Raw genomic sequence first — 25256 nt, 5'->3', positions numbered from 1 at the left:
CTTTATATCTTTTAAATATCCTTTGAGAGTCGCTTTTTATGCGTGTTCTGGGCATTGAAACCTCCTGCGACGAAACCGGCGTCGCGCTTTACGACACCTCGCTAACCGGCGGCCAGGGGCTGCTTGCCGACGCGCTATATAGCCAAATCGCCATGCACGCGGAGTTTGGCGGTGTGGTGCCCGAACTCGCCTCTCGCGATCACACCCGCAAACTGCTGCCGCTGATTGAGCAGGTGCTCAGCGACGCCAAACTGACGCGCCGCGACCTGGATGGCATCACTTACACCGCTGGGCCGGGTTTGGTCGGCGCATTAATGGTCGGCGCCAGCACCGCTCACGGCATGGCCCGCGCCCTAAACATCCCGGTACTCGGCGTACACCATATGGAAGGTCACCTGCTGGCACCGATGCTGGAAGATGAGCCTCCCGAGTTCCCCTTTGTGGCGCTACTGGTATCCGGCGGCCATACCCAGCTTGTCGAAGTTCAAGGGCTGGGCCGCTATAAACTGCTCGGTGAATCGGTGGATGACGCCGCGGGTGAAGCGTTTGATAAAGCCGCCAAGATGCTCGGCTTGGCCTACCCAGGCGGACCACAGGTCGCCAAGCTAGCGGAACAGGGTGACCCTAAGCGCTTTCGTTTCCCGCGGCCCATGACCGACCGCCCGGGGCTTGATTTCAGTTTCTCGGGCTTAAAAACCCACACCATGACGGCTATTCGCCAGTTGGAAACCGCCCAACAACTCGACGACCAGGCCCGCGCCGACGTTGCCCGCGCCTTTGAAGAGGCGGTTGTCGATACGCTGGTAATCAAGTGCCGTCGAGCATTGGATCAAACCGGCTTGAAGCGCTTAGTAGTCGCGGGCGGAGTGAGCGCCAATCATCGCCTGCGCGAACGGCTGCAAATTGAGTGTGAAAAACGGCAGGCCCGTGCCTACTACCCACGCGGGCGTTTCTGCACCGACAATGGCGCCATGATTGCCTACGTAGGCGCTCAACGCCTAGCCGCGGGCGAGTGTGATATTCCCGGCATGATGCAGGCGACGCCCCGCTGGCCGCTGGATCAGTTGATACCGCCTGCCTCACGCTAAGAACCGCGAAACGGCGGCTCCTCGCCGCTTCGCAATCGGCGAATATTAAGCCCATGGCGGGCCAGTACCAGCAGGCTGAACCCACCCACCACCATGACATACTCCGGGGCTAACCAAATACAAGCTAGCGGCGCCACTAAGGCACTCAACAGCGAGGCCAGCGCCGCCGTTTTAAGTCGCCACGCCAACAGCGACCAAACAACCGCGCTTAGTAGCGCCACATAAGGCACCAACACCAGCAGCACACCAAAGGCACTGGCGACCGCCTTTCCGCCGCGAAAGCCATGCCATAGTGGAAAGCTGTGACCTAGCAATACCGCCAACCCGACCAGTCCCTGCAACCATACCGGACAACTGGTCAACTTTGCGCCGAGTACGGCGGGCATCGCTTTTAAAGCGTCTAAMAGCAGTGTCGCTGCCGCTAAGCGGGGGCCATAGAGGCGCAGCACATTGGAAAAGCCAGGGTTAAACGAGCCATGTTGCCGAGGGTCACCCACGCCAGCTAGGCGGCAAACGCTCAGCGCTGCCAGCCAACTGCCGCTAAAATACCCCACCACTATCCACCCCATGGCTGTATGCTCGCTTTATAGGCCGTCTCGATAACCCGGCTTACTGTCGTTTAACCCCATCCTAACGTACAATCGCCCGCTTGTTACCGTAGGGGGAAGCTGGATGGATCGCATTTTTATTGAAGCGTTAAGCGTCGACACCGTCATTGGTGTCTACGATTGGGAGCGCTCGATTCAACAGTCGCTAAGCCTAGACTTGGTGCTGGCGACCGACATTCGCTCGGCGGCAGCCACCGACGAACTACACCTCACCCTGGATTACGCCGCTATCTGCCAGCGCATTCAGCAGTTTGCCGACGCCCATCAATTCGCTCTGGTAGAGACCTTTGCCGAACGCCTCGCTGAGTGCCTGCGTACGGAGTTTCCGATTACCTGGCTGCGTTTAACGGTGCGTAAACCGGGGGCAGTCCCCAACGCCGCTAGCGTCGGCCTGGAAATTACCCGCGGCAGCCTGCCGGAGGCAGCCCAGGAGACCAACGCATGAACCTGGTGACGGTCAGTTTAGGCAGTAATATCCATCCCACTCGGCATATTCGCTGCTGCCTTGATGCGCTTGCCGATACCTTCGGCCCCCTACAAATCTCTCGGGTGTTTGAAAGCGAGCCGGTCGGTTTCGCCGACAGTCGCAATTTTTATAACCTGGTAGTGGCGTTTCACAGCGCCTGGACGCCCGGCGAGCTTCAGGCGTGGGGTAAGCAGTTGGAAATTGAGCATGGCCGCCTGCCCGATATTGCCAAATTTAGCCCTCGTGCGCTGGATATCGACCTGCTCACCGTGGGCAGACTTTGTGGCACTGTTGACGATGTTGCCCTCCCGCGCGGCGAAATCACCCATAATGCGTTTGTTCTGCAACCGCTTGCAGAGCTATTGCCTGAACAGCGCCATCCCCGCTGCGGCACCCCTTATGCCGCGCTATGGAACGCCTTCGAACTAGGCAGCCAGCGTCTTTGGGCCGTCGATTTTAGTTGGCGCGGCCGCTGGATCTCCCAAGCAGACCAACAGCCCCTTCTTGCGGCGGCTCGCCGGTGACTAATCCGCTAGCGCAGTCGCCACCGTCTGCCCGCGCCGCTCACGCAAGGCTTCTCCCAACGCGGCCCCTTGATACCCTTCGGCTATTAACGCCTGGGGGCTAACCTCCCGAGCAGCCTGCCAGGCGCTTTCGAGTTGCCCAACCTGCTCAGGCGCCAGCACCTTGACTAGCGCTAGCTGCGCCTCGACCTGCTCGGGCTTACGCCAGCCATCCAAACGCTCCAGCCAGTGCAGCACGCTGGGGCCATCCAGTGTGGCGGCAAGCAATCCATGCGTAAGCGCGGTATGGCGAGCAAGCTGAGCAACGGCGTTGGGCAGTTTGAGTCGCGCTGCCAAAGCTTCGCGCTGCTCCGCCGTTAGCGGCGACACCAACTGCGCATAGCGCCAGTGAGCCACTACCAGCTTGCCACTGACAGGCGCCTGAGCTAACGCTGCCAGACCCTTTACGAGCGCCTCGCCCAGTAATTCTGGCCACCACACGGTGAGGGCGTCGCAGCGCTCAAGGGTGGTGAAGTAGACCTCTGGGCTCGGCTCGCCTAGCGCTTTCTCCGTTTCGACCCAGACCCGCTCGGCGGCCAGATGCTCAAGTTCACCGCTGTGACTCACTTGACGCATCAGCGCCAGGGTTTCAGGGGCAATGGTGAAGCCCATCGCTGCATAGCGGGCCAAAAAGCGCGCGGTACGCAGTACCCGCAGCGGGTCTTCGCTAAACGCTGCGGAAATATGCCTAAGTACGCGCTGTTCGATATCGCCTTGACCATTAAACGGGTCGGTTAATTCACCCTCGGGGCTCTGGGCAATGGCGTTAATGGTTAAATCACGCCGCAGCAGATCCTCTTCCAGGCTGACACCGGGGCTGGCGTGTACTTCAAACCCCGCATAGCCATGACCAGACTTGCGCTCGGTGCGGGCGAGTGCGTACTCCTCGGCCGTATCCGGATGCAGAAAGACCGGAAAGTCACGCCCCACCGGTTTAAAGCCGCGCTTGCGCATGGCGTCTGGCGTGGCGCCCACGACGACCCAGTCATTGTCGTAAACAGGCCAGCCCAGCAGCGTGTCGCGCACGGCACCGCCGACCCGATAGACGTTCAGGCCCGCCAAGCGGGAATCAGCGCGTTGTTGAGTATGTTTTCTTTCCATTACGATTTTATTTTCCCTGTTGACTGGGCACGCTGGTTCGCTCGCCGCTATCCAGATTGAGTGCGGTTAAGCGACCGCCCCAAACGCAGCCCGTATCCAGCGCCTCAACGGGCACCTGCGCCAGTGGGGTATGTCCTTCCAGCGCCGCCCAGTGGCCGAAGAGCAGCCGGGCGTCATCGCTCCGCGGATATTGAAACCAGGGCAAAAAGCCCCCTGGTGCGCTATCGAGCCCCTCTTTGGCGGCAAAATCCAAACGCCCCTGGGCATCAATAAAGCGCATCCGGGTGAGTACATTGACCGTCAGGCGCAGGCGATCCATGCCGTCTAGATCGTCGCGCCAGGCATCCGGCTGGTTGCCAAATAGCTGGGTTAAAAACTCACCGGATGTTTCGCTGGCAAGCGCCGTCTGCACTTCCCGCCCAAGTGCCTCAGTCTGGAGAACGCTCCACTGGGGAAGCAGCCCCGCGTGGGTCATCAGCGTACCGTTTTCAAACACGCTAAGCGGCTGGCTCTGTAGCCAATCCAGCAGCGCTTCGCGGTCAGGGGCATCAAGAATACCGCTCAGGGTATCGTTTTTTTTCAGCTTGCCGCCACCACGGGCCACTACCAGCAAATGGAAATCGTGGTTGCCCAATACGCTTCGGGCGGCGCCACCCAGCGCGCGCACTTCGCGCAGGCATGCTAAAGAACCTGGCCCACGATTAATCAAATCACCCACTAGCCATAGCGTATCCCGCGCGGGGTCGAAGCTGAGCTTTTCAAGCAGAGTTACAAATTCGGCGTGGCAGCCGTGCAGATCGCCGATCGCATAGGTACTCATGCGGGAGGCCTTTTTAATAAAATAAGTGGGCTAAATACTACCACTTCAGCGCCCCCTTCTGCCTGCCGTAGGCTGTTTATGTTGATGATTAACGCTGGTGAAAAGAGCCAACCTGGATCACTATAAAAGTACTCCTTGATGCTCTTAAGCCTTTCGATAGCCTAGCCATTCGATACTTAGTCATTCAATACTTAGCCATTCAATACTTCGCCACCTCGTAATAACTGTTAGGGAAAACGATACGCCTATGACAATGGATCATTCTCGACGCGGGCTGCTGCGCGCGGCAACGCTGGCAAGCCTTGGCGCACTCATACTGCCTGGCACAGCGCTGTTGCCGAGCGCGCAGGCTGCCGCTCCCAAACTTGCCCCGCCGAACGTTGCGGTGACGGTTAATGGCTGGTTACTGCGCAGCAGTGACCGCTGATGTATATCGCCTTTGAGGATATCAGCGAGCACAGCGACGCCTGGGATGTCTGCATTATCGGCGCGGGTGCGGCGGGCATTTCCATGGCCGTTACCCTGGCGGATCGGGGGCATCGCGTACTGCTCTGTGAAGGTGGCGATGCGGACTACAGCGAACGCTCCCAAGAGTGCTACCAAGGCGACGTCGTCGGCGACCCCTATATTCCTCTGTATGGCGCTCGGCTGCGTCATTTGGGTGGGTCGACCAACCMCTGGGGCGGCATTTGTCGCCCCTTGGATCGCTACGACTTCAATGCCAAAGCCGCCGCCAGCGAAACCGCCTGGCCAATAGGCCGCAATGCGCTAGCTCCTTACTACAGCGCGGCCGTTAACATGCTTGGTCTGGAGCCCACGCTAGCCGATCATTTGATCCCTGAGGCAGGGTTAAAGCGCATCTATTTTTCGCTGGGTCACCCCACACGCATGAAAGAGAAGTATGCCGCGACGCTGAGCGATTCGGTCACTTTGGAGTGCTGCCTAACAGCCAACTTGGTGGCACTGGAAACGTTGGCTGGCAAGGTCACCAGCGCCACTTTTAGAAATTACCGGGGCGACTACCGCAAGGTTCAGGCGCGCTATTTCATACTCGCCTGCGGCGGCATCGACAACTCACGCCTGCTGCAGTGGTGCAACCAGCAGTTAAATGGCCAGCTAATACCTCAAGCCGATACTCTGGGGCGCTACTGGATGGAGCACCCCCACGCCACGGTGGGCAAGGCGCTGCTATTTGAGCCCGCCGCACTGGGCTTGGACGACGAGTACAATGTTTTCCTCTCCCCCACCGCTGACGCCATCAACGCACGGCAAATACTTAATTGTGGGCTGCGCTTGCACCGCATGAACGCTGAAGCCACCCAGGAACTGATTGACGAGCTCGCCGACCAAGCGCCCACGCTGGCCGGTCGACTACGAGTCTGGCAGGCTCAAGGTCGGGTCATCCACGGCGCAGTGTTAAGAGCCGCCTGGGAGCAGGAACCGCGCTATGACAACCGTATTGAGCTGAGCGATGAGTTGGATAAATTGGGGGTACCCAGGAGCCGCTTGGTATGGCGGCAATCTGAGTTGGATCGCCGCACCATACGCGAAAGCATGCTGCTACTGGGGGAGTATCTGCGCGACAACGAGGTGGGCAGACTGCAAATGGCGCCCTGGCTCGCCGATACGCCGGTGCAGCTGCCCACCGATGGCGAACTGGCAGGGCGTCACCATATGGGTGGCACGCGCATGAGCCTAAATGCCGAGGAAGGTATCGTGAACGCCGACTGCCGCCTGTTTGCCCAGGATAACTTTTACGTGGCGGGCTCCAGCGTGTTTGCCAGCGCGGGGCACGCCAACCCCACGTTGACGTTAGTGCAGTTGGCTCTGCGGCTTTGCGACCATCTAGAGAGTGAACTAACGCGGAGCGCCTAGTGGAGCTGAAGAGGTACGGCCAATCTAAATGGCGTAATCGCCACCTCAAAAACACGCTGGGTGGAGGTGTCTAACAGCGTATAGGCGCCTTCCATAACGCCCACCGGGGTCTGGAGAATCGCCCGGCTGGTGTAGCGAAAGCTTTGGCCGGGACCGATCAGCGGCTGCTGGCCGACAACGCCTTTGCCGCGCACTTCTTGGTACTCGCCTCCGCCCTGGGTGATTTTCCAGTAGCGCGCCATAAGCTGAACGCTGTGGGGGCTTTGATTGTGCACGGTCACGGTGTAACTGAACACGTAGCGCGACTCGCCGTCGTTAGACTCATCGGCACGATAGCTAGGCACAACGCTTACCTTGATCGCCAGGCCACTCACGCTTGAGTGCCCCGCTCACCGCTCGCTTGCTCGTCGGCAGTGACCCGGTTGGCAATCGCCACGTACTCTTCAACCGTCAAGGTTTGCGGACGGCGAATGGGGTCAATACCCAGGTCTTCCAGGGTAGCGGCACTCACCCGTCCTTTGAAGTTATTGCGCAGCGTTTTGCGCCGCTGGCCAAAGGCGAGCTTGACTAGATCAAACAGCAGCGCTGGATCATCCGCGGTATGGGGCAGCGTTTCATGGGGGGTTAGCCGCACGATGGCCGAATCGACCTTGGGGCGTGGCACAAAGGCTTCCGGTGGCACAATAAACAGCTGCTCGACCTGGCAGTAGTACTGAGCCATGACCGATAAACGCCCCCAATCAGCGCCGCCCGGTTCTGCCGCCAAGCGCTCAACCACTTCTTTTTGCAGCATAAAGTGCATATCCTCTATGGCACTTCCTGCCGCCAGCAGATGAATTATCAGCGGTGTGGAGATGTTATAGGGCAGGTTCCCCACCACGCGTAGCGCGGGTCCATCGCCTTTCAGCGCGGCAAAATCAAACTTCAGCGCGTCGCCTTCATGGATCACAAAGTCCGGGTAGTTGAAAAACTGCACCCGAAGGCCGGGGATCAGGTCGCGGTCGAGTTCAATCACTTCTAAATGCCCCGCGGCTTCCAGCAGCGGCTCGGTCAGCGCCCCCTGGCCTGGACCGATTTCGACGAGGCGATCCGTCGAGCGTGGGCCAACGGCGCGAACGATCCGCGAAATAATGCCGAGGTCGCGTAAAAAGTTCTGACCAAAGCGTTTACGAGCGCGGTGTTGGGGCACAGTAGACATCAAACGGTGTTCCTTGGAGTGCGGATGCAATCGGGAGTATTGAGTAGAAAAAGCTAAGCGGTAGCAGCCAACCGCTGCACGGCCAAACGGCGCGCAAGGGCGATAGCGACGTTTAGGCTGCCGGGGTCTGCCACGCCTTTGCCGGCTAAATCCAGCGCAGTGCCATGGTCAACTGAAGTACGCACTATTGGCAAGCCCAGAGTAATATTAGCGGCCTGACCAAAGCCTGCGTATTTTAACACCGCCAAGCCCTGGTCGTGGTACATCGCCAGCACCGCATCGACACCAGCTAAGTGCCTGGGGGTAAACAGCGTGTCGGCGGGCAAGGGGCCAAGTATATCCACTCCCTCAGCGCGCAGCGCATCAAGGGCCGGAATAATCACATCCAGCTCTTCGCGCCCCAGATGGCCATCTTCACCGGCGTGGGGGTTTAAGCCGCACACCGCAATGCGTGGCTTGGCAATCCCAAACTGTCGCTGCAAATCGGCCGCCAGCAAGCGGCTGATACGCGTGACCCGCTCAAAGGTGATGGCGTCGGCGACGTTGCGCAGCGGTAAGTGGGTGGTCACCAGTGCCACACGAAGATCGCCATTGCCCTGCCAGCCAGGTGAAGCCGCATGCAGCGCCGCGTCGGTGGCCAGCATCATGACGACTTCTTCGACGTTGCAGGCATCGCGCAGCCATTCGGTGTGGCCGGTAAAGGCTGAATGCCCGCCCTCGATAATCACGCCTTTGTGCAGCGGCGCCGTGACCATAGCAGCAGCCAAGCCCCTTTGGCAGGCATCCACAGCCAGCGCCAGGGTGGCCAATACGTAGTCAGCGTTGGCCGGATCAAGAACCCCCGGCACAGCAGGCGCCTTGAGCGCTACAGGCCAAACCGGCAGCATATTGGCGCCGCTTGGACACTCGCCGGGTGCACACTCTTTAAGCGTAACATTGAGCCCCAGTGCGGCTGCGCGTTGGCGCAGCATCGCCGGGTCACCAATCGCCACGGTATGGGCGGGAAGGTTGCCCTGAGCCGCCAGCATCAGCGTTAGCTCGGGGCCGATACCTGCCGGTTCGCCAGTGGTGACGACCACCGGCAAAGTGCTATCGGTTGATAAAGCGCCCGCTACCATTAGAGTCGAATATCAACAAAGGCCTGAGAGCGCACCTCTTGCTGCCAGGTTTCTAACTCTTCGTTAGCGCGACGCTGGAAGATCGCTTGACGCACCTGCTCGCGCTGGCTCTCTTGGGTAACGTTTTGACGACGACGCTCCTCTACCTCAATCACGTGGTAGCCAAACTGAGAACGTACCGGCTGGGATACCTGATTAACGTCCAGCTCACGCATCGCTTCTTCAAAGGCGGGTACGGTTTGCCCTGGTCGAACCCAGCCCAGCTCACCGCCGTTGAGGGCAGTACCGCTATCATCGCTATACTCACGTGCCACCGAGGCAAAATCCTCGCCTTGTGATAGACGCTGGCGCACTTCTTCGGCTCGTGCACGGGCCTGATTTTCATCACGATTAGGGGTTAGTGCAATCAGTACGTGGCGGGCACGGGTCTCTTCAATAAAGTTCTGCTCCCCTGATTGGCCGGACTGCTGGTTTAGAAAGCGCTCAACGTCACGGTCGCTGACCGATACGCGGTCGCTAATTTGGCGCTGCTGTACCTGGCGCATCAGCATTTCGCGGCGAATATCCTCGCGCACGCTGGCCAGCGTCATACCGTCGGCTTCCACGGCATCGGCAAACTCATCAAGCGTCATACCGTTGGATTCGGCAATCGAGCGCACCTGCCCATTGAGCTCGGTATCATCGATGCTCAAATTGGCATCTTCCGCCATTTGCAGTTGAATCTCTTCCATCACCATGCGTTCAAGCACCTGGCGCTCCAACTGGGAGCGCGGCGGTAGGCTGCCGCCCTGGGACTGCGCCTGCTGCTCGACTTGCGCCATGCGATCATTAAGCTCGCTGCGCATGATCACATCGTTATTAACCACTGCAACAACGCTGTCTAGCGCCTGGCGCTGGGTGGACTGGAAGTTCTGCGCCTGCAGGGTTAGCGGGGCCAGCGCAAGGCCTGCACCTACACACAACGCGAGCAGGCTACCAGCAGAAAGCTGTTTCATACGGCCTAGCAGGGGCTTTCTCATTTTCATAACAAACGTCTCTTTCATTAGCTTCATTAGCCATTCGATGGAAGTCATTTACAGGGCAGTCGGACTATAGCCAGGAATGGTCTGCTCAAAATAGCTATCCGCATCCTGACCAACGCCGCCTAGACCACGGAATACGAAGCGCAAAAATAGCCCACGATCATTAAAATCATCATCAATGGGGGCGGTGTCATTGTCGTCTACCCACTCGCGCCACACCAACTGCAAACCGTAACAGCAGTTGTTCCACTGCACGCCTGCCAATTGCTCCAGGGAGCGCTCATTGGTTTGATCGTGCAGGTAGCGGCCAATCAAATCAATGTTGGTTGTGGCTTTCCAGGCAAACGAGAGATCCCACTCTTCGCGGTTATAGTCGCGGAAGCCATCGTCGCCCGGCAATACGCCTGGGTCGAACCCTTCGATCTCCCAACGGTAGCCAAGGTTCACTACATGCCCTTTCGGGTGCCGATAACCTACATCAATGCTTGAACGTTCGGTACGTTCACGGTGATCATCGTAGAGCCATTCTGCTCCACTGCTCCAGCGATCATTGATCTGCCAATCAAGACGTGACACCAGCGGCGAACGATCCCGAGTGGCTTGGTAGCGGCTTTCCGGATTGACGCTGGCATTATCTTCTGGCCGATCCGGCAGTGTATCAGCATCGCCTTCGCTATCGATTCGGCGATCCTCAAAGTAAACACTCTGGCCTACCCCGAACGAGAGCCGGTCACGACCGGATGCATCTTCCAGTAGCCGCGACTGCACCCCGTATGAGAGCCGGTTAAGATCGCCCACCCGGTCGGTGCCGGAAAAGCGCTGGGCTGACCAGAGCTGATCCCAGGAGAAAGCGCGTTCGCGGCTGTCAAAGTCAGGCAGTTCGCTCTGATCGGTACGCGGCACGTAAGCGTAGTTCAAGCGCGGCTCCAGGGTTTGCCGATAATCGCGCCCCCCCAGGGCCAGCTCACGCTCAAAGACGAGCCCGCTGTCAATGGAGGTCAACGCAACACTGCGGCTGGGCGAATCGCTACGCTGTGKGTCGCGCTCACCGTAATCCAGTTCATAGGCGGTATTCCACAGCTCGGTGCGCGGCTCAAGGTACCCCCAGGGCCGTTCAAAACGCCAACCAACCGCAGGCGATAGATGCAAACGGCTACCGGTGGCCGCTTCACGCTCCGGCACGCGGCGCTCATCCACATCGCGCCAAAAATAGGTCGCGTTCGATCGCCACTGGGTATATAGCCCGTTGTCGAACTGCCAATTGGCATTCGCGCTCAGACTCGGCAGTTGATAGAAGGGTTTATCGCTATCGCTCAGCGGGTCTTCCAAGCGCTGGAAACCCTGGGCACGGGCATCTAACTGCCAACGCTGGCCGCGGTAATCAACCTGGGCCAACCGCTCCATGCTGACGCGGTCACTGTCGCCAAACTCACCACCAAAGTCATCAAAATAGCGCCCGTCACTGGCCGCCCCATAGCGCAGTCGATAATTACTGCGCTCGTTTACACGCCCTGCGTGGCGGGCATCCACGTACCAGCGATCTTCGCCCTCAAAGCKGTTTTCATTGCCGCCAGAGCCGCCGTTATCGCTATTTAAATAGCCGCCTTCAACGATGCCTGCGCTCTCCTCAAACAGGTAGCGGTACTCACCGTTCATTAGCAGCCCGCGATCACTCATCCAGCGCGGTGTGATAGTCGCATCGTGGTTAGCGGCGATATTCCAATAAAACGGCTGGGCGTAGTCGAAACCGTCCGTTGAAAAGCCAATCGACGGGGACAGCAGCCCCGTGTGGCGGCGATCGTCGATGGGAAAGCGTAACCAAGGCCAGTAAAATACCGGCACATCTTTCACCTCCAAGCGGGCATGCCGCGCGGTGCCAAACCCCTCAGCCTGATTCAAGCGAATATCACTGCTGACCAGCTGCCAGCTATTGGCGCCCGGGTCGCAGGTGGTAAAGCTTGCGTCTTGCAGGCGGTACTCATTTTCCCCGGTCTGCTCTAGTTGACTGGCCTGACCTCGCAGATGCTGCTCGTAGAGCACATAGTGGCTGTTGCCCAGGGTGGCGCGGTCTTCGTTTAGCCTTAGCATCGCCTGCTCGCCACGGACTAAAGCGCGCCCATCACGGATGGCGATATTACCCTCTGCATCGACCTGCTGGCGGTCAGCGGGKAAAAACACACGCTCGGCTTCCACTTCTTCATTGCCGCGGCGCAGCACCACATCACCACGTAACAACGCCTCGCCGTCGGCGGCATAATCGACGTCGCTGGCCTCTAGCGAGAGAGTTTCCGGGTTATCTTCCGCTGGCAAGCGGTAGTTGGGCATGACGTAGCGCCCACGGCACAATTGGTTAGCCGCTTCCTCTTCCCCCCAGGGTTGCCAATCCAACGCTTCAGCGGACATGGTTTGACCCTGAGCCACCGCCGTAAACGAGGCGCCAGCAAGCAAACTGCCCATCAGCGTATGCGCAACCGGCAAGGTGCGCGAAAATCGCTTGCCCATGTTCGTTATCCTTGGCATCCAGAATCGGTATTATACAGCCCGCATGATGCCCGACCAGCAAGGAGCTTGCATGTCCTCATATCGGATTAACGCCCTCACCATGTGGGCTGCCCAACAAAATGGCCTATCCAAGGCCGATATTTCACTTTCATCTGCCGTGGGCGATGCGAGTTTTCGGCGCTATTTTCGCCTTACGCTACCCGACGGCACCACCCAGGTGGTTATGGATGCCCCGCCTGAGCAAGAGGACTCCCAGCCATTTGTGACCATTGCCCGGCGCTGGCGCAGTGCCGGACTGCCGGTCCCCAAGGTGCACGCGGCTAACCTCGCGGACGGCTTTCTGCTGCTTGAGGACTTGGGCAATACACCGCTGCAGCATTTATTTAGCGACGACGCGACCACACAGACCTACCATGCCCAGGCTCTCACGCTGATCGCCGAGCTGCAAAACCGCGTAGGCCCCGACTCACTGCCGGTTTATGATACGGCACTGCTGGGCCGCGAGCTCGACCTGTTTCCTGAGTGGTGTCTTAGTGCCTGGTTAAAGCTGCCGCCGCCGGAAAGCTGGCACGCCGTTCGCGAGCAGCTAATCCAGCACGCCTTAGCGCAGCCGGTGGTCACTGTGCACCGTGATTTTGATGCCATGAACCTGATGGTACATAAACAACAGCTGTTTATGATCGACTTTCAGGACGCGGTGGCGGGCCCGCTTAGCTATGATTTAATCTCACTGCTCCGGGGTCGCTACTGCCACTTTAGCAGCGAGCAGTTTGCCGACTTTGTCGATATTTTTTATCGCCAGGCGCGCAGCGACGGCCGACTTTCCAGCAGCGTGGATTTTGCCACTTTTCTCACCCAGTGCCACGCTATGGCCGCCCAGCGATCACTAAAAGTGTTGGGAATTTTCTGCCGTTTAACCCTGCGCGATCAAAAAAGTGGCTATCTGGAGCGCTTACCGCACTTTCTGGATCACCTGGAAGATAGCTTTTCGTTTCTGACCGAGCAGGATGAGTTCGCTGAGTGGCTCCAACTCACTTTACGGCCTGCCATTATGAAACGACTAGCGGAAATACCGTCATGAAAGCGATGATTTTAGCCGCGGGCCTGGGCAAGCGGATGCGCCCGCTCACCGACCACTGCCCCAAGCCGCTGCTGCCCGTGGCGGGCAAGCCGCTGATTGTGCACCATCTTGAGCGTCTTCGTGAGGCGGGCATTCATGAAGTGGTCATCAACGTTAGCTACCGTGCAGAGCAGATTATCGCAGCACTCGGCGACGGAGAGGCCTACGGGCTACGGATTCACTGGAGCCGGGAAACAGCGCCGCTGGAAACTGGCGGCGGTATTCAGCAAGCGCTGCCACTGCTGGGCGATGCGCCGTTTCTGCTCGTCAACGGTGATGTTTGGTGCACAGCGCTTCCCGGMAAACACGCGTTGCAAGGCGACGATCTGGCGCACCTGGTGCTGGTGGCAAACCCGCCACACCACGCGAATGGGGATTTTGGCCTCGAGGATGGGCGCGTTAACCAAACCAGCGCTGAGCGCTTAACCTATTCAGGCATCGGTGTGATTCACCCCGCCCTGTTAGCCGGTCAGCCCCAGGGCGCCTTTGCACTGGCGCCACTGCTTAGAGCTGCCATTGATAACCATCGGGTAAGCGGTGAACGTTACACTGGCCTCTGGGTCGATGTGGGCACCCCTGAACGCTTGGCCTCGCTGGAAAGCCAGCTACAGGGCAAAGGGAGGTAGTCTATGCATCCGCGCTATTTAAGTGAGGCAATCACTGACACGCCACGGGTAGCGGTCTACGGCACGCTAAAACAAGGCTTCAACAATGCCCACTGGCTAAATGGTGCGACACTGCTAGGGAGTGACGTTGCCTCAGCGCTCACGCTCTACGATATTGGCCCCTACCCCGGTGCCAAATGGCAGCCGTCAAAAGGGGTCACCCTTGAGGTCTATCGGATCAACATTGACCACTTGGCCCAGCTAGACCGGTTAGAGGACTACCGCGTTGATGCCCCGGCCCAGGGCGAATATGACCGCCAGCAGATAACCACCTGTTTTGGCCTTGCCTGGGTGTATCTATACAATCCCAGCGTGGTGGGTAAACCAGCCATTGTTGAAGGTGGCTGGCACATGCCGAACATTAACAATGTTCAACAGCGGCGCTGAGGAGAGGCGCGCAGGCCAAGAAATGTTATGCTGCGCGACTTACCTTTCGTCGCCTAGATGAGGAGAGCAGCGTGAAAGCACGGGTAAAATGGACAGAAGGCCGCCAATTCGTGGCGGAATCCGGTAGCGGGCACAGCGTTGTGATCGACGGCCCGCCCGACCACGGTGGCCGCAACACAGGGCCTCGCCCAATGGAAATGCTATTAATGGGCATGGGCAGCTGCACCGCGTTTGATATCTTGAATATTTTGGATAAAGCGCGTGCCAATGTGACCGACTGCGTCGCTGAGCTAGACGCCGAACGCGCCGATGAGGTGCCCGCTGTCTTTACCAAGATCCACGTCCATTTCGTGGTAACCGGACGCGCGCTGAAAGAGAAGCAGGTTGCCCGCGCGGTTGAACTCTCCGCTGAAAAGTACTGTAGTGCATCGATCATGCTCGTTAACGGCGGCGTTAAGATCACCCATTCCTTTGAGATTATTGACGAGGTTCGGACGTGACCGACAATCTCCGACTCCACGGGTTTAACAACCTGACCAGCTCGTTAAGCTTTAACATTTACGACATCTGTTATGCCAAAACCGAAGAGCAGACGGCGGCTTACATCGACTATATCGATGAGCTCTACAACGCCGAACGTTTAACGCAGATTCTTAAAGACGTCACCAATATTATCGGCGCCCATGTGCTTAATATCGCCCGCCAGGACTACGAGCCCCATGGCGCCAGCGTAACGATATTAATTGCCGAACATGAGCTTGACGAGGCGGCACCCGAACAAGTGAAGCCGGGCCCCGGACCGCTGCCTGAGACGGTGGTTGGGCACCTGGACAAAAGCCACGTCACCGTGCACAGCTATCCTGAATCGCACCCTGACAACGGCATCAGTACCTTCCGCCTGGATATCGATGTCTCCACCTGTGGTCATATCAGCCCGTTAAAGGCGCTGAACTACCTGATCCACAGTTTCGACTCCGACATTGTTACCATGGATTACCGGGTGCGCGGCTTTACCCGCGATGTGGATGGCAAAAAACTGTTTATTGATCACGGCATTACCTCCATCCAAGACTACCTTGCTGAAGACACCAAGCATGCGTATCAAATGATGGACGTTAACGTGTATCAGGAGAACATGTTCCACACCAAAATGTTGCTTAAAGACTTCGCGCTGGATAACTACCTGTTCGGCACATCGCGTCGCGACATTACCTTTGAAGAAGCCCGTGACATTGAGGGCCGTCTGCGTAAAGAGATGCTGGAAATTTTCTACTCCCGCAACCTGGAGTAAACGCCGCCCAGGAATGCCAAAAAGCCAGCTAACGCTGGCTTTTTTTATGGCTGACGACAGTGAGATTAATAAACGCTGGGCTCACCTTCGGGGCGGGTTTTAAAACGCCGATGCAGCCAGAGGTACTGCTCGGGGTGCTTGCGAATGGCCAACTCAATAAACTGGTTGATCCGCGTGGCATCGGCCACTTCATCGCCACTGGGAAAGCCTTCCAAGGCGGGCAGGCTTTCAATCGTATAAGTCGCGTTATCCGGGTTGCGGTGAAACATCATTGGCACCACCGGTGCGCCGGTCATACGCGCCAGCTTGGCCGTTAAACGAATGGTCGCAGCCTGCTGGCCAAACAGCGGCGCAAACACACTGACATCGCGGCCAAAATCCTGATCAGGCGAGTACCACACCATACGGCCCGCCTTGAGCTGACGCACCGCGCCGCGTAGGTCATAACGGTCAATGGCGACACCAAAATTACGCCTTCTCGCACGAGTCATAAAGCGCTCAAACAGCGGGTTATTATGCGGGCGATAAACGGCATCGGCAGCGAAAAATAGCGCGTGGATGGCGCCCCCTAAATCGAGGGAAGAGAAGTGAACGCCAACAATAATCACGCCTTTACCTTGAGCCTCAGCGCGGGCCATATGCTCCTCGCCGATGTACGCAACCCGGTGACGTAGGCTTTCGCCATCGCGACACCAGCCGGTGGCGGTTTCAATCAGGCCGATGCCATTGGCAATAAAGGTTTCTCTGACCAGCTGATGCTGTTGGTCGGGGGTCTTTTCCGGAAAGCATAGCGCAATGTTGGTTTCAGTAATCCGTCGACGCCGCTTGGCAAAGCGCCAGGCAAGTAAACCAAGGCCTTTGCCAATGGCCATTTTCAATCGCCAAGGCAGCCAGGCAGCCGCATACATCGCGCCAATAGCCAGCCAGGTGGGCCAGTATCGCGGGTGGGCGAAGGAGCGTGGGTAACGTGATTTCGACATGGAAACAACCGTTTAAACAGAGCGCCCATGATAACGCCGCGGCGCCCGAGGCAGTACCCCCGTGAGCAGCGTATAGCTGATGGTATCGCAGTAACGGGCCACTTCATCCACCGACAGGACTTCGCCGTTGCTGGCTCTGCCCCACAGTACGACATCGCTGCCAATCGCGGCCTCAGGGACGTCCGTCACATCAACGGTGAGCATATCCATGGAGACTTTACCGGCAAGCGCACAGCGCTGGCCGTTGACCAGTACCGGCGTACCATCGCGGGCATGACGGTCATAGCCATCGCCATAACCGCAGGCGACCACGGCAATACGTGAACGTCGCGGCGCCCGCCAACGGCCGCTATAGCCCACAGGTTCGCCCTCATCCAGCTCGCGCAGGGCAATAATTTCCGAGCGCAGGGTCATCACCGGCTGCAACTGCTGGGTGATGTCATTGGCCACTTCCAAAGGGTCGCTGCCGTAGAGCATGACCCCAGGCCGGTTCCAGTCGCCGTGGGCCACTGGCCACGCCAGGGTGGCCGGAGAGTTGGCCAAACACAGCGGCGCATCTAGCTCACTGGCAAGCCCCTGAAGCCGGGCCATTTGCTGGTGGAAGTAGCGGTTATCACGGGAGTCGGCGCTGGCAAAGTGACTCATTAGGTGGAGCGAGGCCACGCTTGGCGCGGCACTTAGCTGACGCCAGATGGCGGCAGCCTCGTCGATGGCAAAGCCCAGGCGGTGCATGCCGGAGTCAACTTTCAACCAGACAGGAATTGGCTTTTTAGGTGAAGCAGCTAGCAGGGCATCGACCTGCCATTGGCTGTGTACCGCAATCCAGAAGCCGTGGGAATCCACCAGCGCCAGTTCGTCGGCGCTGAAGATGCCTTCCAGCAGGATAATGGGGTGGGTAATGCCACCCTGGCGAAGCGTAAGGGCCTCTTCAATGCAGGCAACGGCAAACGCCGGCGCTTGGTTTGCCAGCGCCTGGGCGCAGGCAAGCGCACCATGCCCATACCCATCGGCTTTAATCACCGCCACTGAGCGGCTTTGGGGCGCGCAGCTGCACGCCAATTGATAGTTGTGACGCAGCGCGTCCAGATCAATATCGGCCACAAGGGGGCGCATGCGTGGTCTCGCTTATGTATTAGGTCTCAAACAGAGCTTCCAGAGACAGGCCCTGCTTTTCCAGCGAACGGCGTAGTTTCTTGAGCGCTTCGACTTGGATCTGGCGCACCCGCTCGCGGGTTAAACCGATTTCGGCGCCCACTTCTTCCAGGGTGGCCGATTCATGGCCGCGCAAGCCAAAGCGGCGCACCACCACTTCGCGCTGCTTTTCGCTCAGCTCGTCCAGCCAAAGGTCCACATGCTGCTTGACGTCGCCATCCACCAGGCGCGCTTCGGGGCCCTGCACTTCATCGTCTGCCAGGGTATCGATCAGCGGCTTATCGCTCTCGCCACCCATGGGGTAGTCGACCGACGACACGCGCTCATTAAGGCCGAGCATTTTCTTGACTACTTCAACCGGTTTATCGAGGTGATCGGCAATCTCTTCGGCGGTGGCTTCGTGGTCAAACTTCTGGGTTAATTCCCGCGCCGCACGCAGATAAATATTGAGCTCTTTGACCACATGAATGGGCAGCCGGATCGTTCTCGTTTGGTTCATCAGCGCCCGTTCGATGGTCTGACGAATCCACCAAGTGGCATAGGTCGAGAAACGGAAGCCCCGCTCGGGGTCAAACTTCTCTACCGCGCGGATCAAGCCCAAATTGCCCTCTTCGATCAAATCCAGCAGCGTTAAGCCGCGGTTTAGGTAGCGGCGGGCAATCTTTACCACCAGCCGCAAGTTGGATTCAATCATTCTCGAGCGGCCCAAGGGGTCGCCCTTACGTGCCAGGCGGCCGTAATAAACTTCCTCTTCTGGCGTTAACAGTGGCGAAAAGCCGATTTCGTTGAGGTAGATTTGCGTCGCATCCAAGCTTTGGGTCGATTGACGATCCTCACGCCCTAGTGCTTTCTCGAAAGCGTCTTCTTCTACCGTGACCTCGTCATCGGTATCATCAAGCGCCTCCTCAGCAGCATCCAGGTCAACCTCCTGTAGATCTTTCTCCAACATACTCATGGCCTTACCCCTCGTTTGTCGCCTACCCGCCATTTAAAAATCAAAGGGGTGCGTTCAGGACGCACACCATATTGTTATGTGACGATTGTTATATGACGCTCGAATACAGCGATTCGGGCAACGTCCAGGTTATAACGCTGACGGCTCACTCTTTTGCTGAGTGCATTAGCGGGAAGGCAGAAAGTCAATGGGATCTTGCGGTTGCCCATCACGGCGAACCTCAAAGTGTAATCTGACGTTTTCTGCATCGCTATCCCCCATTGTGGCTATCACCTCTCCAGCCTCGACCACATCATTTTCACTGACCCGTAAGCTGTCGTTATGGGCATACGCACTCAGGAATTGATCGTTGTGCTTAAGCAGGATGAGGTTGCCGTAGCCCCTTACGCCACTGCCCGCATAGACCACGATGCCGGGGCCTGCCGCTTTAACAGGTTGCCCCTTTTCACCGGCGATATCAATCCCGGCAGTGATGCTATCGCCCTGACCAAAGGCGCCAACGACGTTGCCATCGGCAGGCCACTGCCAGGCAATGGTTTCAGCGGGCGTATAGGTCCGCGAAGAGCGATCCACACTGGCACTTTGCGTGGCAGGGGCAGCTTCGGGCTGGGGTTCAGGTTCAGGCTGGGGTTCAGGTTCAGGTTCCGGCTCGGGCGCCTGTTCGGGCTCTGATGATGGTTGAGGAGCAGGCTGCTGGGCGGGCTCAGGCTCGGGATCAGCCGCCGCGACCACTTCAGGCTGAGGCGTTGAGGRGGATCCATCGGCCTCTTGCTCTGCGGCATTGCGTTCAGCCGTCAGGCGCTGATTGCGCTGAATCGCTGATTCATCGGGCAACAGCCAATCCAGCTCCTGGTCATCACTCGCCACTGAGGCTGTCTGCGGGCTTAGGCCCGTCGCCACGGCACCACCGCCGCCGCCGCCAGAGGTATTAGCATCCGGCTGGTTACTGGCCGCTGACGAGGCGCCTTCGCGCAGGGCAATGGTTTGCCCTGGCCGAATTTGGTAGGGCGGATCAATATTATTCATTGCTGCCAGCTGGCGATAATCCAAATTGTGCTGCCAGGCAATGCCGTACAGGGTATCGCCCGCTTTAACCGTATATTGGGGCGAGTTTTCCACCGCCTGGCGTGCTTGGCTTAAATCACGCACCTGGGGGCCTCCGCCCTGCTGGCTGGCACAGCCAGCCATTGCGAGTGCCAGCGCCGACATCATCAGTACTTTAGGTAGATAACCTTTACACATACAAACCTACTCCTTTTCAGCGCCAAGCTGGGTATCGATTGGCCGACGATCCGCGTGTCGGTTGAGTAACACGACAATCAGAGCGCCCACGGCCATTAGCGCGACAACACCGGCCACTTGTGCCGAAGCACCGGTCAATACGGCATAGTCAGCGGGCAATAAATAGCGGTGCTCCAGAGGAATCATTTGCCCTTCTGKCCCTATTTGGTAGCGTAACAGTTCGCGCCATGGCCAGAGAACCGGTAGCGAACCGACAATAAACCCCAGTAGCAATTGCATGGTTGAGGTGTGGTGACGCCTTAACAGCCAGGACAACAGCCGTGAGAACAGTGCTAAGCCGACTATGCAGCCCATGCCAAACAGCACAATGATACCCAGATCCAAACTGCGAATTGCCCCCATGATGGTGCCGTAGAGTCCCATGGTCAGCAATAGAAAGCTGCCTGACACGCCTGGCAGCAGCATGGCGCTAATGGCAATACAGCCTGCCACCATTACTACCAGTGCTTCATTATCCATTAATAACACCAGCGGCATCATGCCGGGCAACGCCTGGGCCAGCATTACTCCCACCAGTAGCGGCAATAAATACCACAGTTTCCAGCCGTTACTCGCCTGCCCCACCACCAGGGCAGAGGCAGCCACCAAGCCAAAAAAGAACCCATCCAGCAGCAATGGATGCGCTTCCATCAACCAGAGCGCCAAGTGTGCCACGCTAAACAGACTAATCGCGMCCCCCGCCAATAGCGGCACTAGAAAGGCGAGATTTAAATGCTTGCTCAAGGCCTGCCAGCCACCGCGGCGCCATACGCCAATGGCACTGGGGCCAAACTGTTTGATGGTGTTAATCAGCTCTTCATAAATACCGCTAATAAACGCAATCGTTCCTCCCGACACGCCGGGTACAGCGTCGGCGGCGCCCATCCCTGCGCCGCGTAAAAAAAGTCCTAAGGGTTGCCGCTTCAATCCACTACTCCTTGCAGTAAGGGTACAAAGCGCACGGGCTCAAGCCGACGCTTTTCAAAGGCACTGCCGATGCGCTTTACCTGAGTAAGCCACTGGCTGCCATCAGGCTCTTCCAACGGAGCGATTAGCACCCCATCGTTGCTCAATTGCTCTAGCAGCGCTGTAGGCAACGTTTGGGCACAAGCGGTTAGCAAAATAACGTCGAACGGCGCGACCTCAGGCCAACCATAGCCGCCGTCCGCCACCGCCAGCGTGGCGGGCGCTGCTAACCGTCTTAAGCGCTGCGCCGCACGCTCGTGTAACGCACCAATGCGCTCAATGGAGTAGAGCTCTTCTACCAACCGCGACAGTATCAATGTCTGATAGCCGGACCCTGTGCCCAGCTCCAGAACTCTTCGCGGCTCAGCACGCAGCACAAGCTCCGTCATCCGCGCCACAATGAACGGCTGCGACAGCGTTTGGCTAAAGCCAATCGGTAGCGCGGTATCTTCATAAGCACGATGAGCCAGCGCTTCGTCAACAAACAGGTGACGCGGCTCGCCAGCCATCACCTCCAGCACCCGGGCATCGCTAATACCCTGTTGCATGAGGCGTTCGACCATGCGGTCACGGGTGCGCTGGGAGGTCATGCCGCGACCGCGCAGCTCTCCTGGAGAGATATCAGGCAAAAACATCCAACCATTCCTGCACATCGTTAAGCGCGGGGTGCCGCGTTAGGTCTGTTTGTAGGGGAGTAATCGACACATAGCCCGCTTCGACAGCAGCAAAATCGGTATCATCGCCGTCATCAGCATTGGCCGCTACCGGCGCAATCCAGTAGCGCGCACGGCCGCGCGGGTCTTTGACCGCTAACGGCTTCTCTGCCGGCCCACGATAGCCTAAGCGAGTCACTTTAACGCCTTTGATCTCCTCCCAGGGTACATCGGGCACATTGACATTCAGCAGCGTTCGCGGTGGTAGCGAGAGCTGATCCGCGGCACCGATCAAGGTGGCGGCCACCCTGGCGGCGGTGGCGAAATGGCGCTCACCGCATAGCGACATGGCAATCGCCGTCATTCCCAGATTGCGCCCCTCCATCGCCGCCGCGACGGTGCCGGAATAGAGCACATCATCACCCAGGTTACTGCCGTGATTGATACCTGAGATGACTAAATCCGGCTTTTCGTCCCATACCCCATGCACGCCTAAATAGACACAGTCCGCGGGCGTACCATCGACGCTATAAAAGCCGTTATCCAAAGGTGTCAGCGAGAGCGGCCGTGACAGAGTGAGCGAGTTGCTGGCACCGCTACGGTCTCGGTCGGGCGCCACTACGCGAATATTGGCATGAGCCAACAACGCATCGTGCAGCGCACGCAGCCCAGGCGCATGCACACCATCATCATTGGAAAGCAGCAGTCGCCGCATAGTGGGTCTCCCTGTTTTTAATCGCAAACTTTGTCATCGAAAACGTCGTAAGCACAAGAGACACAAGCGCAAAGCATAAGCACGAAACGTAGCCGCTCATATCCCTCTCTTTTACTAACTTTTCTGTATGCCAAGCTCAATTCTGACAGTTGAATCAGCCTGCCAACATAAGCTCACCCAGCGCGGCGGTGGCAAAACTCCCCCGCGGCAGCGCAAACGCAAGCCGAACGGCGCCAGGTTCCCACGCAAGCTGTGGTTCCAGCAGCCGCATGCGCAGTGCCCGGCGCGCCTGCTTTACACCGCTGCGCTCTAAACCGCTGCATAGCTCGGGGTAGTGCTGCAACAAACGTGCTGTGTAGCCAGCTGCGTCGCCTTGCTCGGACTCGCCAACGCCCCAAAGCACCCCGGTGGGGTGAACATCCAGCTCAGCGGCGCGGGCCTGAAGCGTTGCATCGGAGGCGTCGATACGAAACACGCTTTGCGTGCCGTCCAGCATCAACGTATCGCCTGCCAGCGGCTGCGCCCAGGTGCCATCCGCGATTCGCGCGCTAAGCAGTTCGTTAAACAAAAAACTGCGTGCCGTAGAGAGCATCATACCCTGGCGATCGTCGCGTTTTCGCCAACCTCGGTTAAGTAATGCCTCTGCACGCTGAAGATTACGCCCCTCAGGCCCAAAGCGCTGGGGGCCAAAATAGTTGGGCACGCCCTGCTGGCAAAGTGTCTCCCAGCGGGCGATAAAGTCTTCACCTTCAATGGCCTCACCGCTCAAGCGCAAAACAAACCGATTCGTACGGTGAACACCACGTTTGAGCTTACGGGGGTGGCGCGCCTGTTCAACCACCGTGATACCCAGCACAGTAAGCGACTGCTCAAGCTCAGGTGGCGCGTCACGGCCGGGCAAATGCACACTCAGCCACTGGCGGGTTACGGCTATACGGTCTTTCATGCCTGAGTAACCAATATCACGGGGTGTCACGCCGCAAAGCCGACTTAATGTTTTTACCACATCTAACGTGGTTTGATTGCGCTTTTCAACGCGCAGCCATAGATGTTCACCGTGTGCCTCAGGGGTAAAATCAAGCTGCTCGTCGACCCAAAAATCCTCCGGCTGGGCACGGTACTGGCCCGGTTTGGGCGGGCCGAAATGAGCATCCAAGCTGCGCTGCCACTCAGGCATATTAATCATTAAGCGCCTCAGCACGGTTAAGCAGCACCACCGCCTCAGCGGCGATACCTTCACCGCGCCCGGTGAAACCTAGCCGTTCGGTGGTAGTGGCTTTAACGTTGACTTGCCCCAGCGTAACGCCTAGGTCGGCGGCAATGACTTCCCGCATAGCCTCAATGTGCGGCGCCATTTTAGGCGCTTGGGCCATCAAAGTGGTGTCGATATTGACCACCCCATAGCCCTGTTGTTGCACAAGCGTAACCACATGGCGCAGTAGCTCACGGCTGTCGGCCCCTGCCCACGCTGGGTCGGTATCGGGAAAGTGGCGGCCAATATCGCCCAGCGCACAGGCACCCAACAGCGCATCGCTAATCGCGTGGAGCAGCACATCGCCGTCGGAGTGGGCGACAAAGCCGTGTTCAAACGGCAGCTTAACGCCACCAATCATTAAATGATCGCCGGGGCCGAAGCGGTGTACATCGAATCCGTGGCCGATACGCATTATAAGCTCCTATTTATTCAGCCCTGCCCGGCGCGACAACGGCCTGCGCCGCCATAATCGCGGCGGCCAGCGCCAAGTCGTCCGGGTGGGTAATTTTCAGGTTGTCGCGACGCCCGCTTACCAACTGAGGAAACTCACCCAAGGCTTCAACCGCCGAGGCTTCATCGGTCACCAGCGTTTGCTGCTGGCGAGCGGTTTCCAAGGCTCGTCGCAGCAGCGCATAGCGAAAGCCTTGGGGCGTTAGCGCGTGCCACAAGCCATCCCGGGGTTCGGTTCGTGCGCTCAGGCACTGGTCATCGGCACGTTTCATGGTATCGGCTACCGGCATCGCCAAGAGCGCGCCAGCGGGGTGCGTCGCCACAGCTTGATAAAGCGCCTGAAGGTCGCCCACGGTAATACAGGGGCGGGCCACATCGTGCACCATCACTACGTCATCATCTGCAGCCGCCATGGCGTGTAGGGCATTTAATACGCTGTCCATTCGTTCACTGCCACCCGGCACCCGCTGCCACTTTGCGAAAGGCACCCAGTGCGATGAAAACCAGCGGTCGTCGGCGTCTAGACAGAGCACTAAGCGAGCGGTTGGAAAGGCGCAATGAAGGCGCGCCAAGGTATGCGCCAGCACCGGCTGCTCGTCGGCCAAGGTCAAGTACTGTTTGGGTTTGTCTGCCCCCATTCGGCGGCCTTGACCCGCCGCGGGAACAATTAGCCAGGTTTGGCTCACTGACGTGGCTCCTGGGGAGCAACCAACCCCGCATTGATGCCGATCAGCTCATTTTGGATCGCGACACCCGGCACCCAGAAGAACTGTTCGTCGGTGCGTACCATGCCCATATCGCTACGCGCCCGCTCTTCAATGGCGTCTAAACCGTTTTTTAAATCCGTCACTTCGGCCGCCAGCCGCGCATTGCGCTCGCGCATGGGCACATTGGCCGCCTCTTGAACCGCGACCCGCTGCTCCACTTGCTGCAAATCGCGCCAGCCGCCGTTGCCTAGCCACAATTCATACTGAAGCAGCGCTAGCACCGCGAGCAACGTTATCACTAGCCATTTGCGCATCGCT

Annotated in this window: 29 protein-coding genes; 10 read left to right on the top strand and 19 right to left on the bottom strand. The window is 58.3% G+C overall.

The genetic code is table 11. The annotated features are described in order from the left end of the window. Positions 1-38 precede the first annotated feature (38 nt). The gene (gene tsaD / locus HALO_RS06375) at positions 39-1088 is read left to right on the top strand and encodes a tRNA (adenosine(37)-N6)-threonylcarbamoyltransferase complex transferase subunit TsaD (protein WP_035585069.1); all 1050 of its coding nucleotides are present in this window, start codon (positions 39-41) and stop codon (positions 1086-1088) included. Here tsaD and plsY read toward each other — a convergent pair. Further along, positions 1085-1657 carry a glycerol-3-phosphate 1-O-acyltransferase PlsY gene (plsY, locus tag HALO_RS06370; protein WP_035585072.1) on the bottom strand — a complete coding sequence of 191 codons (573 nt, stop codon included), beginning with the start codon at positions 1655-1657 and terminating at the stop codon, positions 1085-1087. The two genes, tsaD and plsY, sit on opposite strands and share 4 nt — an antisense overlap. Positions 1658-1760: 103 nt before the next feature. Here plsY and folB point away from each other — a divergent pair, with 103 nt between their 5' ends. Together folB and folK are read left to right on the top strand one after the other, a co-directional pair. Continuing rightward, a complete protein-coding gene (gene folB / locus HALO_RS06365; RefSeq protein ID WP_035585077.1) occupies positions 1761-2141 on the top strand; it encodes a dihydroneopterin aldolase in 381 nt (126 codons plus the stop codon). After that, on the top strand, positions 2138-2686 hold the full coding sequence (folK, locus tag HALO_RS06360) for a 2-amino-4-hydroxy-6-hydroxymethyldihydropteridine diphosphokinase (RefSeq protein ID WP_035585080.1): 549 nt from the start codon (positions 2138-2140) through the stop codon (positions 2684-2686). The genes folB and folK overlap by 4 nt, the downstream gene beginning before the upstream one ends. Here the strand turns inward: folK and HALO_RS06355 are convergent, their stop codons facing one another. Together HALO_RS06355 and HALO_RS06350 are read right to left on the bottom strand one after the other, a co-directional pair. Next, positions 2687-3826, bottom strand: coding sequence for a polynucleotide adenylyltransferase (locus HALO_RS06355; RefSeq protein ID WP_050713196.1), 1140 nt, complete (start codon positions 3824-3826; stop codon positions 2687-2689). It lies immediately after the preceding gene. A 7-nt stretch (positions 3827-3833) separates the two neighbouring features. Then, a complete protein-coding gene (locus tag HALO_RS06350) occupies positions 3834-4646 on the bottom strand; it encodes a symmetrical bis(5'-nucleosyl)-tetraphosphatase (RefSeq protein WP_035585083.1) in 813 nt (270 codons plus the stop codon). A gap of 247 nt (positions 4647-4893) precedes the next feature. Here HALO_RS06350 and HALO_RS06345 point away from each other — a divergent pair, with 247 nt between their 5' ends. Further along, a complete protein-coding gene (locus tag HALO_RS06345) occupies positions 4894-5073 on the top strand; it encodes a hypothetical protein (RefSeq protein WP_035585085.1) in 180 nt (59 codons plus the stop codon). Beyond that, positions 5073-6521, top strand: a complete 1449-nt coding sequence (locus HALO_RS06340) for an FAD-dependent oxidoreductase (protein ID WP_050713195.1) — start codon at positions 5073-5075, stop codon at positions 6519-6521. The genes HALO_RS06345 and HALO_RS06340 overlap by 1 nt, the downstream gene beginning before the upstream one ends. Here the strand turns inward: HALO_RS06340 and apaG are convergent. The 5 genes from apaG to HALO_RS06315 are packed head-to-tail and all read right to left on the bottom strand — an operon-like array spanning position 6518 to position 12361. Next, positions 6518-6895 carry a Co2+/Mg2+ efflux protein ApaG gene (gene apaG, locus HALO_RS06335; protein WP_035585087.1) on the bottom strand — a complete coding sequence of 126 codons (378 nt, stop codon included), beginning with the start codon at positions 6893-6895 and terminating at the stop codon, positions 6518-6520. The two genes, HALO_RS06340 and apaG, sit on opposite strands and share 4 nt — an antisense overlap. After that, the gene (rsmA, locus tag HALO_RS06330) at positions 6892-7719 is read right to left on the bottom strand and encodes a 16S rRNA (adenine(1518)-N(6)/adenine(1519)-N(6))-dimethyltransferase RsmA (protein ID WP_035585090.1); all 828 of its coding nucleotides are present in this window, start codon (positions 7717-7719) and stop codon (positions 6892-6894) included. The genes apaG and rsmA overlap by 4 nt, the downstream gene beginning before the upstream one ends. Positions 7720-7772: 53 nt before the next feature. Next, positions 7773-8837 carry a 4-hydroxythreonine-4-phosphate dehydrogenase PdxA gene (pdxA, locus tag HALO_RS06325; RefSeq protein ID WP_035585093.1) on the bottom strand — a complete coding sequence of 355 codons (1065 nt, stop codon included), beginning with the start codon at positions 8835-8837 and terminating at the stop codon, positions 7773-7775. Further along, positions 8837-9862, bottom strand: coding sequence for a peptidylprolyl isomerase (locus HALO_RS06320; protein WP_035585096.1), 1026 nt, complete (start codon positions 9860-9862; stop codon positions 8837-8839). The genes pdxA and HALO_RS06320 overlap by 1 nt, the downstream gene beginning before the upstream one ends. Before the next feature lie 48 nt (positions 9863-9910). After that, positions 9911-12361, bottom strand: a complete 2451-nt coding sequence (locus tag HALO_RS06315) for an LPS-assembly protein LptD (RefSeq protein WP_050713194.1) — start codon at positions 12359-12361, stop codon at positions 9911-9913. 70 nt (positions 12362-12431) lie between these two features. Between HALO_RS06315 and HALO_RS06310 the strand changes: the two genes are divergently transcribed. The 5 genes from HALO_RS06310 to speD all read left to right on the top strand — a co-directional run bounded on the left by HALO_RS06310 (position 12432) and on the right by speD (position 15824). After that, positions 12432-13442, top strand: coding sequence for an aminoglycoside phosphotransferase family protein (locus HALO_RS06310; RefSeq protein WP_035585101.1), 1011 nt, complete (start codon positions 12432-12434; stop codon positions 13440-13442). Continuing rightward, a complete protein-coding gene (gene murU, locus HALO_RS06305; RefSeq protein WP_035585103.1) occupies positions 13439-14107 on the top strand; it encodes an N-acetylmuramate alpha-1-phosphate uridylyltransferase MurU in 669 nt (222 codons plus the stop codon). Before HALO_RS06310 ends, murU begins: the two co-directional genes overlap by 4 nt. 3 nt (positions 14108-14110) lie before the next feature. Further along, complete coding sequence (locus HALO_RS06300) at positions 14111-14533, top strand: gamma-glutamylcyclotransferase family protein (protein WP_050713193.1); 423 nt, start codon at positions 14111-14113, stop codon at positions 14531-14533. 71 nt (positions 14534-14604) lie between these two features. After that, entirely contained in the window at positions 14605-15033 is a 429-nt protein-coding gene (locus tag HALO_RS06295; RefSeq protein ID WP_035585106.1) for an OsmC family protein, read from the top strand. Further along, positions 15030-15824, top strand: coding sequence for an adenosylmethionine decarboxylase (speD, locus tag HALO_RS06290; RefSeq protein ID WP_035585110.1), 795 nt, complete (start codon positions 15030-15032; stop codon positions 15822-15824). Before HALO_RS06295 ends, speD begins: the two co-directional genes overlap by 4 nt. A 65-nt stretch (positions 15825-15889) precedes the next feature. Here the strand turns inward: speD and lpxL are convergent, their stop codons facing one another. From lpxL to ftsB, 11 genes are all read right to left on the bottom strand, one after another. Further along, a complete protein-coding gene (gene lpxL / locus HALO_RS06285) occupies positions 15890-16804 on the bottom strand; it encodes an LpxL/LpxP family Kdo(2)-lipid IV(A) lauroyl/palmitoleoyl acyltransferase (protein WP_035585112.1) in 915 nt (304 codons plus the stop codon). Between the two features lie 12 nt (positions 16805-16816). Further along, positions 16817-17917 carry an alanine racemase gene (gene alr / locus HALO_RS06280; RefSeq protein ID WP_035585115.1) on the bottom strand — a complete coding sequence of 367 codons (1101 nt, stop codon included), beginning with the start codon at positions 17915-17917 and terminating at the stop codon, positions 16817-16819. A 19-nt stretch (positions 17918-17936) separates the two neighbouring features. Further along, the gene (rpoS, locus tag HALO_RS06275) at positions 17937-18911 is read right to left on the bottom strand and encodes an RNA polymerase sigma factor RpoS (protein WP_035585117.1); all 975 of its coding nucleotides are present in this window, start codon (positions 18909-18911) and stop codon (positions 17937-17939) included. 165 nt (positions 18912-19076) lie between these two features. Continuing rightward, positions 19077-20153 (bottom strand): peptidoglycan DD-metalloendopeptidase family protein, encoded by a 1077-nt coding sequence (locus tag HALO_RS06270; RefSeq protein WP_050713192.1) that lies wholly within the window; start codon positions 20151-20153, stop codon positions 19077-19079. A gap of 6 nt (positions 20154-20159) precedes the next feature. Further along, entirely contained in the window at positions 20160-21119 is a 960-nt protein-coding gene (locus tag HALO_RS06265) for a DUF368 domain-containing protein (RefSeq protein ID WP_050713191.1), read from the bottom strand. Continuing rightward, a complete protein-coding gene (locus HALO_RS06260) occupies positions 21116-21793 on the bottom strand; it encodes a protein-L-isoaspartate(D-aspartate) O-methyltransferase (RefSeq protein WP_035585124.1) in 678 nt (225 codons plus the stop codon). Before HALO_RS06260 ends, HALO_RS06265 begins: the two co-directional genes overlap by 4 nt. Beyond that, positions 21780-22526: a 5'/3'-nucleotidase SurE gene (surE, locus tag HALO_RS06255; RefSeq protein WP_035585125.1), complete on the bottom strand. Its 747-nt coding sequence runs from the start codon at positions 22524-22526 to the stop codon at positions 21780-21782. Before surE ends, HALO_RS06260 begins: the two co-directional genes overlap by 14 nt. A 154-nt stretch (positions 22527-22680) precedes the next feature. Further along, complete coding sequence (gene truD, locus HALO_RS06250) at positions 22681-23712, bottom strand: tRNA pseudouridine(13) synthase TruD (protein WP_035585127.1); 1032 nt, start codon at positions 23710-23712, stop codon at positions 22681-22683. Further along, positions 23705-24193, bottom strand: coding sequence for a 2-C-methyl-D-erythritol 2,4-cyclodiphosphate synthase (gene ispF / locus HALO_RS06245; protein ID WP_035585129.1), 489 nt, complete (start codon positions 24191-24193; stop codon positions 23705-23707). Before ispF ends, truD begins: the two co-directional genes overlap by 8 nt. A 13-nt stretch (positions 24194-24206) precedes the next feature. Then, the gene (ispD, locus tag HALO_RS06240) at positions 24207-24917 is read right to left on the bottom strand and encodes a 2-C-methyl-D-erythritol 4-phosphate cytidylyltransferase (protein WP_035585130.1); all 711 of its coding nucleotides are present in this window, start codon (positions 24915-24917) and stop codon (positions 24207-24209) included. Next, positions 24914-25252, bottom strand: coding sequence for a cell division protein FtsB (gene ftsB / locus HALO_RS06235; protein WP_035585132.1), 339 nt, complete (start codon positions 25250-25252; stop codon positions 24914-24916). The genes ispD and ftsB overlap by 4 nt, the downstream gene beginning before the upstream one ends. Between the last annotated feature and the right edge of the window lie 4 nt (positions 25253-25256).

Origin of the sequence: Halomonas sp. R57-5 (genome assembly GCF_900070345.1) — a bacterium.
In the GTDB taxonomy this organism is placed as follows: domain Bacteria; phylum Pseudomonadota; class Gammaproteobacteria; order Pseudomonadales; family Halomonadaceae; genus Vreelandella; species Vreelandella ventosae_B.
Note: the sequence above shows the minus strand (reverse complement) of the source record. Positions and strands in the feature narration are given on the sequence as shown.

Excerpts from the sequence above, each read along its gene's own strand:
- tsaD (WP_035585069.1), top strand. The coding sequence starts at position 39 with ATGCGTGTTCTGGGCATTGAAACCTCCTGCGACGAAACCGGCGTCGCG.
- folB (WP_035585077.1), top strand. The coding sequence starts at position 1,761 with ATGGATCGCATTTTTATTGAAGCGTTAAGCGTCGACACCGTCATTGGT.
- folK (WP_035585080.1), top strand. The coding sequence starts at position 2,138 with ATGAACCTGGTGACGGTCAGTTTAGGCAGTAATATCCATCCCACTCGG.
- HALO_RS06355 (WP_050713196.1), bottom strand. The coding sequence starts at position 3,826 with ATGGAAAGAAAACATACTCAACAACGCGCTGATTCCCGCTTGGCGGGC.
- HALO_RS06350 (WP_035585083.1), bottom strand. The coding sequence starts at position 4,646 with ATGAGTACCTATGCGATCGGCGATCTGCACGGCTGCCACGCCGAATTT.
- HALO_RS06345 (WP_035585085.1), top strand. The coding sequence starts at position 4,894 with ATGACAATGGATCATTCTCGACGCGGGCTGCTGCGCGCGGCAACGCTG.
- rsmA (WP_035585090.1), bottom strand. The coding sequence starts at position 7,719 with ATGTCTACTGTGCCCCAACACCGCGCTCGTAAACGCTTTGGTCAGAAC.
- pdxA (WP_035585093.1), bottom strand. The coding sequence starts at position 8,837 with ATGGTAGCGGGCGCTTTATCAACCGATAGCACTTTGCCGGTGGTCGTC.
- HALO_RS06320 (WP_035585096.1), bottom strand. The coding sequence starts at position 9,862 with ATGAAAATGAGAAAGCCCCTGCTAGGCCGTATGAAACAGCTTTCTGCT.
- HALO_RS06310 (WP_035585101.1), top strand. The coding sequence starts at position 12,432 with ATGTCCTCATATCGGATTAACGCCCTCACCATGTGGGCTGCCCAACAA.
- HALO_RS06300 (WP_050713193.1), top strand. The coding sequence starts at position 14,111 with ATGCATCCGCGCTATTTAAGTGAGGCAATCACTGACACGCCACGGGTA.
- lpxL (WP_035585112.1), bottom strand. The coding sequence starts at position 16,804 with ATGTCGAAATCACGTTACCCACGCTCCTTCGCCCACCCGCGATACTGG.
- alr (WP_035585115.1), bottom strand. The coding sequence starts at position 17,917 with ATGCGCCCCCTTGTGGCCGATATTGATCTGGACGCGCTGCGTCACAAC.
- rpoS (WP_035585117.1), bottom strand. The coding sequence starts at position 18,911 with ATGAGTATGTTGGAGAAAGATCTACAGGAGGTTGACCTGGATGCTGCT.
- HALO_RS06260 (WP_035585124.1), bottom strand. The coding sequence starts at position 21,793 with ATGTTTTTGCCTGATATCTCTCCAGGAGAGCTGCGCGGTCGCGGCATG.
- surE (WP_035585125.1), bottom strand. The coding sequence starts at position 22,526 with ATGCGGCGACTGCTGCTTTCCAATGATGATGGTGTGCATGCGCCTGGG.
- truD (WP_035585127.1), bottom strand. The coding sequence starts at position 23,712 with ATGATTAATATGCCTGAGTGGCAGCGCAGCTTGGATGCTCATTTCGGC.
- ispF (WP_035585129.1), bottom strand. The coding sequence starts at position 24,193 with ATGCGTATCGGCCACGGATTCGATGTACACCGCTTCGGCCCCGGCGAT.
- ftsB (WP_035585132.1), bottom strand. The coding sequence starts at position 25,252 with ATGCGCAAATGGCTAGTGATAACGTTGCTCGCGGTGCTAGCGCTGCTT.